This is a genomic window from Streptomyces rhizosphaerihabitans, assembly GCF_025399795.1.
Classification (GTDB): Bacteria; Actinomycetota; Actinomycetes; order Streptomycetales; family Streptomycetaceae; genus Streptomyces; species Streptomyces rhizosphaerihabitans.
The window spans coordinates 137,861-147,902 of sequence record NZ_JAODTZ010000022.1; the positions used below are offsets into that span (position 1 = coordinate 137,861).

The following is a 10,042-nucleotide window of genomic DNA, read 5'->3' on the forward strand; positions in this document are numbered from 1 at the left end:
ATGACCGTCATCGAAGAAACGTCCCTGTCCGGCGTGCGCGACGCCGCGCCGGCGCCCGCGGACATCGCGGTGGAGCAGGCGCGGCACGCGCCGGAGCCCCTCCGGCCGCGCCGCATCGGCGGCGTCAGCCGCGCCGGGGTGCTGTCCCTGTGCGGTGCCGCCGCCTCCGGACTCTGCGTCACCGTCCTGCTGTTCGGACAACTCGCCCCGTTTTCAGGCGCGTTGGGCTTCACCGTCACCGCCTACGTCGTCTTCCTGGCGATCTACGCGGTACTGACCGGGCTCGACGAGGACGGCCAGGCCGTACGCGACCGGGTGATGACGGTCGTGCTGTGGACGGCGGCCGCGCTGCTGTTCTCCGGCCTCTTCATGGTCGTCGGCTTCACCGGGTGGCGCGGCAAGGAAGCCCTGCCGCACGCCAACTTCTTCACCGAGGACATGCAGGCCTCGGGCCCGCTCGACCCGCTCACCCACGGCGGCATCGCCCACGCGATGCTCGGCACACTCACCATGATCGCCATCGCGCTCGCGATCACCGTGCCACTGGGCCTCGCCTGCGCCGTGTATCTGAATCAGATCCCGGGCCGGTTCTCCAGGTTCGTCCGGACGATCGTCGAGGCGATGACCGCGCTGCCCTCGATCGTCGCCGGTCTGATGGTGTACGCCACCTGGATCCTCGGCCTCGGCATGCAGAAGTCCGGCCTCGCGGCGGGCTTCGCGATCAGCGTGATGATGCTGCCGATCGTCATCCGGGCCTCCGACGTGGTGCTGCGCCTGGTGCCGGGCAACCTCACCGAGGCGGCCGAGGCACTCGGAGCGCCGCGCTGGCGCACGGTGTGGCACGTCGTACTGCCCACCGCCCGCTCGGGCCTCGCCACCGCCGTCATCCTCGGCACCGCCCGCGGAATCGGTGAGACCTCGCCCGTCCTGCTCACCGCCGGCTTCACCGCCGCGCTCAACGCGGACCCGACCAGCGGGCCGATGGTCTCGCTGCCGCTCGCGGTCTTCAACTTCGTCAAGTCGCCCGAGCCCACGATGATCGCCCGCGGCTTCGGCGCCGCCGCTGTCCTGATGGCCCTCGTCCTGGTGCTGTTCGTGATCGCCCGGGTGATCGGCGGGCGCGGCCCCGGTCACCAGACCAAGCGCCAGGCCCGCCGTACCGCCCGCGCCTCACGGCAGGACGTACGGCGCTTCGAGGACCTGCACGCGCCCGGCCTGTCCCTGTTCGAGAGCCCCGGGGGACCGCACCCCACGGGAACCGCCCTGTCCGCCCCCGCCACCGGAGAGACCGACTGATGCGCAGCCACCTCCACACCGCCCTCGGGCGCCTTCGGGCACTCGGGACGCTCGGCGCGCTGCTCGGCGTGATCGCCGCGCTGCTGGCCGGTCCGCTGGCGGCCCCGGCCGCCGCCGACAGCTACACGCCGATATCCGGCGCCGGCTCCACCTGGGCCGAGAACGCCGTCGACGAATGGCGCCGCGCCGTCAACCAGTACGGCATGCGGATCAGCTACGCCGGCACCGGTTCCTCCGACGGCCGCCGTCAGTTCCTCAGCGGCACCGTCGACTTCGCCGTCTCGGACATCCCGTTCCAGACCCACCCGACCGACGGCTCGGCCGCGGAACGGCCCGCGTCCGGGTCGTACGCCTACATGCCGATCGTGGCCGGCGGCACCGTCTTCATGTACCACCTGACCGTCAACGGCAAGCGGGTCACCAACCTGCGCCTGTCCGGCGACGTGGTCACCAAGATCTTCACCGGTGTCATCAAGACCTGGGACGACCCGGTCATCAAGGCCGACAACCCCGGGCTCCAGCTCCCGCACCGCACGGTCGTCCCCGTCGTACGGTCCGACGGCTCCGGCTCCACGGCCCAGTTCACGATGTGGATGGCCAACCAGCACAAGTCGCTCTGGCAGTCCTACTGCCACAAGGTCGGCCGCTCCGGAGCCTGCGGGCAGACCTCGTACTACCCGACCGTCCCCGGCATGATCGCCCAGTCGGGCGACCTCGGTGTCGCGGGCTACGTCGCCCAGAACTACGGCGAGGGCGCGATCGGGTACGTCAACTACTCGTACGCCCTGAACGCGCACTATCCGGTCGCGAAGGTCCTCAACCACGCGGGCTACTACACCGAGCCGACCCCGCAGAACGTCGCGGTCTCGCTGCTCAAGGCGAAGATCAACACCGACAAGAGCTCCGCGGACTACCTCACCCAGAAGCTCGACGGCGTCTACAACGACTCCGACCGGCGCAACTACCCGCTGTCCAGCTACTCGTACATGATCCTGCCCCTGAAGGTGCAGGGCACCTTCACCAAGGCCAAGGGCAAGACGCTCGGCGCGTTCTCGTACTACTTCATGTGCCAGGGCCAGCAGCAGGCGCCCTCGCTCGGCTACTCGCCCCTGCCGATCAACCTGGTGAAGGCGGGCTTCGACCAGATCCGCCGCATCCCGGGCGTGCAGGCCCAGAGCATCAACCTCAAGGGCTGCAACAACCCGACCTTCTCCAGCGACGGGCACAACAAGCTCGCCGACACCGCTCCCTACCCGGCCGCCTGCGACAAGAAGGGCGCCCCGGCCTGCACCACCGGCAGCGGTGGAGCCAAGGCGGGCGGCAGCTCCGGCGGTTCGGGCTCCACGGGCGGCACGAGCGGCGGTTCCACCTCGGGCGGTTCCACCGGCGGTAGCGCGAACGGCGGTACCACCGGCGGGAGTTCGGGCGGTGGCGGCACAGCCGCGGGAGGCGGTACCGGCGGCGGCTCCGCGCCGGTCGTCGACCCGGACACCGGACAGACGCTCTCGCCCGGTACGGGCGGCGGCTCGGGGTCGGGCTCCTCGGGCGGCAACGGCGGAGGCGGCGGCACCGGTGCGGTGAACGACACCATCGCGCTCGCCCAGCCGGTCTCCGTGGCCGGCAGCCAGGGCTGGACCAGCACCCAGACGCTGATGCTCATCGCCGCCTTCCTGGTCCTCGGGCTCGTCCTGCTGCCCACTGTGGTGTCCCGGGCGATCGCCGGGCGCGGCGCCGGCAAGGACGCCGGAGAGGGGCGGAAATGATGAACTCCCGCATCACAGAACCCCGCATCACAGAACCCCGCATCACAGAACCCGGCGGCGCGAGACCCGCGGTGCTCCGCGTCCGGCGGCTGCTCCTGCGCGTCGTCGCCGGAGCAGCCGTGGGCGCCCTCGCCGGCCTCGGCGTGGCCCAGGCGGCCGCCCCGGCGTCCGCCGCGTCCGCCGCGGGCACCACCTCCTCGGCCGTCACGGTCTTCGGCCGAGGCGAGTTCAAGGACATGAAGTTCACCGTCGACCAGACCACCCACCTGACCAGTCAGGCGGTCACGGTCTCCTGGTCGGACGGCACCCCGACCACCTTCGCCGGCACGTCGTTCAACACCGACTTCGTGCAGATCATGCAGTGCTGGGGCGACGACGACGGCACGGTGCCGTCCAACCCGGGCCCCGCGCGCACCCAGTGCCAGTACGGCGCCTCCCCGACCACCGACCGGGGCAGCTGGCCCGGCAACGACTACGACGACACCCGCAAGGTCTTCTACAGCGCCGATCCCGCCAACTACGGCCAGGACAACCGGTACGGGGCGGCCAACCCCAACGCCCCGGGCGAGGTGCCCTTCAAGTCCGTCGACGGCACGGTGATCACCTCCGGCACCCAGAGCAACGCCTTCTTCAACCGCAACACCACCAACGAGGTCGACTTCGCCCGCACCGGCGCCGACGGCACCGGCAAGGAGTACTTCGAGGTCCAGACCGCCAACGAGGCCCCGCACCTGGGCTGCGGTCTGCCGGTCACCGCCAACGGCGACACCAAGCCGCGCTCCTGCTGGCTGGTCATCGTCCCGCAGGGCCATCTCGACCTGGACGGCAGCCCGTACGCCGACCACAGTCAGGTCAACGCCGGGTCCCCGGTCTCCTCCACCAACTGGAAGAACCGCGTCGCGATCCCGCTCGGCTTCAACCCGGTCGGCACCAACTGCGCGCTCGGCGCGAAGGAGCGCGCCACCACCGGCAGCGAACTCGCCGCCGACGCGATGACCAGCTGGCAGGCGGCCCTGTGCCCGACCGGCACGGTGTACGGCTACACCGAGCTGGGCGAGCCGGACACCCGCGCCCGCCTCACGAACGACGGCTCCTCCGGACTCGCCTTCACCACCCGCGCCCTCGGAGCCGACACGGGGACCACGGCACCCTCCGGCCCGACGGTGTACGCACCCGTCGCGCTCTCCGGAACGGTCATCGGGTTCACCGTCGAACGCAGACCCAAGGCGGGCGCCCCGGACTCCGTCCGCAGACTCGCGGGCACCAAGGTCGAGTCCGTCGACCTCACCCCGCGGCTGGTCGCCAAACTGCTCACCGAGTCGTACCGCAACTCGCCCTGGGGAGCGGTGCTCGGGGACCGGACGGCCACCGGCTACAACTGGGCGAAGACCAACCCCGCCGGCCTGGCCAGCGACCCCGAATTCATCTCCCTCAACCCCGAGTTCGCGGATCTGTCGGTCTCCGAGACCCCGTCCACCGACACCGACCTGATCACCTCGCTCGGGCACAGCGACTCCGCCCGCGCACTGTGGCAGTGGATCCTCTCCGACAAGGACGCCCGCGGCTTCCTCGCCGGTGCCGCCGACGACTGGGGCACCCGGGTCAACCCGTACTACAGCACCGGCGCGGACCTGAACCCGACCGGTATCGCCTTCGATCCCGCGAGCGCCGACGACTACCCCAAGAGCGACCCCTGGTGCGCGATCCCGCCGGGCACCGACGCCACCGTCAAGCAGTGCATGACCGACTTCCACCCCTACGTCGAGGACATGCACTCCGGCGCCCTGCACACCCGGCGTGCCGACACCCTCTGGAAGTCCAGCTGGGACGCGCTCGCCAACCCGCCCGCATTCAAGAGCCCGGGACCCCAGACGGTCGGCTCCCGCTTCGTGATCACCGTCACCGACGCGGCCTCCGCCGCCCGCTACGGCCTCCAGACCGCCCGGCTGCGCAATACCGCCGGCAAGTTCGTGGGCCCCTCAGCGGTGTCCCTGGCCGCGGCGGCCACCGGCGCCACCGGCACCGGAGCTCCCGAGATCACCCCGGCCACGGCCGACGCGGAGGGCGCCTACCCGCTCGCCCAGCTCATCTACGCGGCAGTCCGCCCGGCCGAGGTCGACGCGGCCGCCCGCAAGGACTACGCGGCCCTGCTGCGGTACGCCACCGGTGACGGACAGACCAACGGTGCCGACCCGGGACTGCTCCCGGCCGGCTACGCCCCGCTCTCCGCCGCCCTGCGCACCAAGGCGACCACGGCCGCCGACGCCCTCGTCCACTACACCGGACCCAGTTCGACGCCCTCCGACGGCTCGGGTTCCGTCGGCGGATCGAACGGCGGCACCACAGGAGGCGGCTCCACGGGCGGCAGCGACTCCGGCGGCGGATCGGGCGGCACCGGCTCCGGCGGCTCCACGGGCGGCGACAACGCCAATGGCAGCGGCGGCGCCACGCCGAGCGTCGGCGCGAGCGGGAAGCCGAGCGCCGCACCGTCCTACGACGGCGGCAAGGCCGTACAGACCACCGCGCTGGGCACCACGCCCGACGACCCGGCCAACTCCTTGCGGTACGCCGTCCCGGTCGGGGCCGCGCTCGGCGCCTTCGCCGGCATCGGGGCGCCGTTCGCCGGTGGCGGCAGGCTGCGGCTTCCGCTGCGCGTCCCGCTGCCCGGCGGCCGTGGAGTGACCATCCCCGCGTTCACCCTGCCCGAGCGGCTGCGCAAGTGGCTGCCTTCCGGGCGGAGCTGAGCTCGCGGAGCGCGGGCCCGCCGGGCCCGCGCTCCCCACAGACGGCCGTCCGCCCCGAAAGGCAGTCGGGGCGGACGGCCCGTACCACCCTGCCAGATCCTCCCGACGTCACGTCGCACACCCTCTGGAGACTCTCAATGCGCACGATGCGCCTTTCGGCGGCCATGGTCGCCGCCGCCGTGGTGTCCGGCACGCTGGCTCTGGCGAGCCCGGCGTCCGCCGACCCCACCCCCGCCGGCACCTTCCGCAAGCTGGTCGGCGTGGGCTCCGACACCACCCAGGACGTGCTCAACGCCCTCGCCGGTGACACGGTCAACGGCAACGCCTACACGGCCACCGCCGTGAAGGCGGCGAGCGGTGCGGGCGTCGCCTCCTACGACGCGATCGAGCCGGGCACAGGCTCCACGACCTCGAACATCCAGACCCGCACGGGCGGCCCGTCCTTCCTGCGCCCCAACGGCTCCGGCAAGGGCCGCCTCGCCCTCAGCATGTCGCTGACCGGAGACAAGTTCCCCGACAGCTCGGGTGTCTCCATCAAGGGCCAGGTCGACTTCGCCCGCTCCTCCAGCGGCCCGAGCACCTCCGGAACCGCCTTCACCTACATCCCGTTCGCGCGGGACGCGGTCGGCGTGGCGGTTCGCGGCTCGGCCCTGAACACGCTGACCGTCGATCAGCTCCACGACATCTACTCGGGCACGCTGACCGAGGTGAACGGCCAGACCGTGCACCCGAAGATCCCGCAGAGCGGCTCCGGCACCCGCAAGTTCTTCCTCGGCGCCATCGGCCTCACCGACGCCACGCTGTCCCCGAACGTCGGGACCGTCCAGGAGAACCAGGCCAACGGCGCCCTCGACGCGGACGGCGCGCTCGTCCCGTTCTCCGTGGGCAGCTGGATCGCCCAGAACAACGGCATCTCCCCGGACTTCAGCACCACCGCGGCCGCCGCCGGCGCCCACCTGGCCGCCGTACAGCTGCCCGGCGACACCGGTGCCACCACCCCGATCGCCACCGTGAACGGCAAGCTCGCCCCGGTCGGCGCCTACTACGAGAACGCCACCTTCGGCCGCGACGTCTACAACGTCGTTCCGACCCGGGCGATCGACCCGGCCGGCATCTTCTTCGACAAGGACCTCTACGACGTCTTCGTCACCAGCGGCACCCACGAGGCGGCCCTCGCCTCCGACGCCGCCGAGGGCGTCATCGCCAAGTTCGGCTTCGTGAACGAGTCCTACAACGGCTCGGTCAACCCCGCCAAGCACGCCAAGCTCGGCGGCCTTGAGGAGTCCGGTGTCGACGCCTCCACGCCGGCCGCGCCGGTCCTGAGCGGCACCCGCGGCGACGCGAGCGTCAGGCTGAACTGGACCGCCCCGTCCGCCACCGGACTCCCGGTCACCGACTACCGCGTGACCCTGACCGGTTCGGACGGCGCCGTCGTGGCCGTCAAGGACGTCCCGGCCGCCACCACGTCGTACACCTTCAGCGGTCTGGCCCTCGGCCACTACACGGCCACGGTCTCCGCCGCCAACCTCAACGGCAGCGGCGCCGTCGCCTCCTGGACCGGCGACATCAAGTACACGACCACCACGAAGGCGACCACCGCGACGACCGCGTACGGCAAGACCCCGAAGGTCGCCGTCACGGTCGCCGACACGCACGGTGTCGTCCCGACCGGCACGGTCACCGTGAAGGAGGGCACCACCACCCTCGGCACGGGCACCCTGGACAGCACCGGCAAGGTCTCCGTCAGCCTCTCCAGCCACCTCAAGGTCGCCAAGCACAGCCTCACGGTGTCGTACGCGGGCAACAGCAAGCTGCTGACGTCCAACGGGACCGTCTCGCTGACCGTCTCGAAGGCGGCCCCGAGCGTCACCACCACGGCGCCGGCCTCGATCAGCCACCTCTCGCAGGCCAAGGTCACCGTCAAGGTCACCGCGACCGGCACCACGCCGACCGGCACCGTCCGCGTCTACGAGGGTTCGCGCGTCATCGCCACCGGCACCCTGAGCGGCGGCAAGGTGACCGTCAAGCTGCCCAAGCTGTCCCGCGGCACGCACACCCTGCACGCCTGGTACGCGGGTTCCACCACGGTGAACTCGAAGAACGGCATCACGTTCAGGATCAAGTCCACCTGATCCACGGCCTGTTGGACCACCCTCTCGCCGGGGGCGCCCAGCAGGGCGCTCCCCGGCGGGGCCCCTTCCGCCTTCCGCCCCACCCGTTCCATGAGTTGAGTGAAGGAGACGTGCCGCCGTGACGGTCGCCGTACAGACCACGCTCGCAACGCCCGCGCCGCGGCCGGGTGTTCGGAGCGTCACCGCCGTCCGGCACCTCGCCCGCGGCGGCCTGCTCACCCTCGCGGCCCTGCTGCTCGGCCTCACCGCCCAGCTGCTGTTCCTCAGCGGCTTCCAGGAACGAGCGGCGCAGCACACCGCGTACGACTCCCTGCGGGCCCAACTGGCCCTGGGCACCGCGCCGGTGGCCCAGACCGACCAGCAGGGCGCCCTGCTCGCCCCCGGCACCCCGCTCGCGCTCATCGACATCCCCGCCCTCCATGTCCACCAGGTGGTCCTCGAGGGCACCGACTCCGGCGTCATGACCGACGGCCCCGGCCACCGCCGGGACACCCCGATGCCGGGGCAGGCCGGCACCAGCGTGCTGATGGGCCGTGCCGCCGCCTACGGAGCTCCCTTCGAGCACCTCGGCGACCTCGCCGACGGCGACACGTTCAGCGTGACCACCGGCCAGGGCAGGGCGAAGTACCAGGTCTTCGGCATCCGGCGGGCCGGCGACCCGGCGCCCGCCCCGCTCGACTCGGGCAAGGGCCGCATGGTCCTCCTCACGGCCACCGGACCGGACTTCATGCCCGGCGGAGTGCTGCGTGTCGACGCCGAGCTGGTTTCCACGCCCGCGCAGACCCCGGCCGCGGTCATCCGCTCCGGCACGCTTCCCGAGGCCGAACAGCCGCTGGCCCGCCCCGGCGGAACGCCGTGGCCGCTGGTGATGTGGCTCCAGGCGCTGGTGGCCGTGGCGGTCGCCGCGGTGTGGGCCTGGCACCGCTGGGGCCGCCACCAGACCTGGATCGTGTTCGCGCCGGTCGTCGCCGTGCTCGGGCTCCAGGTCGCGACCCGCGCCACCGAGCTGCTGCCGAACCTGATGTGACACCGCCGACCGGCCCCACCCCCGTGACCCAGCCGAGCCCGACCCGATCCCGCCATGAGGTGCCCGACGTGACCGATGCGACCGCCGCGCGTGACAGCGCCGCGACCGAGACCGCCCCGACCGACAGCGTGCCGGCCGCCACCGCCGGGACCGGCCGTGCGCCCGCCGCCACCGCCGTCATGGACCCGGGAACCGCCGCGGGTGACACCGTCGCGCTGCCGCCCGTCCCGTCGGACGCGCCCCTCCCGGCCCGGCCGGCGGCCGCCCCCGCGGAGCTCGACGCGCGCGAGGTGTCGGCCTGGTTCGGCAGCCACCTGGTGCTGGAGCGCGTCTCCCTCACCATGCCCGCCGGACAGGTCACCGCCCTGATCGGCCCCTCCGGCTGCGGCAAGTCGACCTTCCTGCGCACCCTCAACCGGATGCACGAGCTGATCCCCTCCGCCGCGATGGCCGGCGAGGTGCTCTTCGACGGCGAGGACATCTACGCCCCCGAGCGGCGGCTGACCGAGGCCCGGCGCCGGATCGGCATGGTCTTCCAGAAGCCGAACCCGTTCCCGGCCATGTCGATCTACGACAACGTGGTCGCGGGCCTGCGCCTGACCGGCACGCGCACGGGCCGCCGGGAGAAGGACGAACTGGTGGAGGAGAGCCTGACCAGGGCCGGTCTGTGGAAGGAAGTACGGGACCGACTCCGCCGGCCCGGCGGCGCGCTCTCCGGCGGTCAGCAGCAGCGTCTGTGCATCGCCCGCGCTCTCGCCGTACGGCCCCGGGTGCTGCTGATGGACGAGCCGTGCTCGGCGCTCGACCCGACGTCCACCCGCCGTGTCGAGGAGACCATCCACGAGCTCGCCGGCGAGGTGACCGTCGTGATCGTCACCCACAACATGCAGCAGGCGGCTCGTGTCTCCCAGCGGTGCGCCTTCTTCCTCGCCGAGCAGGGCACCCCGGGCGGCATCGTCGAGCACGGCCCCACCGGCGACATCTTCGGCACCCCGAAGGACCACCGCACAGCCGACTACGTGGCGGGCCGCTTCGGCTGACCCCGCCCCGCCACCAGCACCGGGCCCTCCCGCGCCGGAC

General features: G+C 72.3%; 6 protein-coding genes. All 6 read left to right on the forward strand.

Going from position 1 to position 10,042, the window contains the following annotated elements; translation table 11 throughout:
• The 6 genes from pstA to pstB all read left to right on the forward strand — a co-directional run bounded on the left by pstA (position 1) and on the right by pstB (position 10,002).
• On the forward strand, positions 1-1,296 hold the full coding sequence (gene pstA, locus N4G66_RS22745; RefSeq protein ID WP_261705992.1) for a phosphate ABC transporter permease PstA: 1,296 nt from the start codon (positions 1-3) through the stop codon (positions 1,294-1,296).
• A complete protein-coding gene (locus N4G66_RS22750; protein WP_261705993.1) occupies positions 1,296-3,059 on the forward strand; it encodes a substrate-binding domain-containing protein in 1,764 nt (587 codons plus the stop codon). The genes pstA and N4G66_RS22750 overlap by 1 nt, the downstream gene beginning before the upstream one ends.
• Positions 3,059-5,803, forward strand: a complete 2,745-nt coding sequence (locus tag N4G66_RS22755; protein ID WP_261705994.1) for a hypothetical protein — start codon at positions 3,059-3,061, stop codon at positions 5,801-5,803. Before N4G66_RS22750 ends, N4G66_RS22755 begins: the two co-directional genes overlap by 1 nt.
• A gap of 137 nt (positions 5,804-5,940) precedes the next feature.
• Positions 5,941-7,935, forward strand: coding sequence for an Ig-like domain repeat protein (locus N4G66_RS22760; protein ID WP_261705995.1), 1,995 nt, complete (start codon positions 5,941-5,943; stop codon positions 7,933-7,935).
• A gap of 118 nt (positions 7,936-8,053) precedes the next feature.
• Entirely contained in the window at positions 8,054-8,962 is a 909-nt protein-coding gene (locus tag N4G66_RS22765) for a sortase (RefSeq protein ID WP_261705996.1), read from the forward strand.
• Between the two features lie 179 nt (positions 8,963-9,141).
• Positions 9,142-10,002 carry a phosphate ABC transporter ATP-binding protein PstB gene (pstB, locus tag N4G66_RS22770; RefSeq protein ID WP_261706011.1) on the forward strand — a complete coding sequence of 287 codons (861 nt, stop codon included), beginning with the start codon at positions 9,142-9,144 and terminating at the stop codon, positions 10,000-10,002.
• Positions 10,003-10,042: the final 40 nt, after the last annotated feature.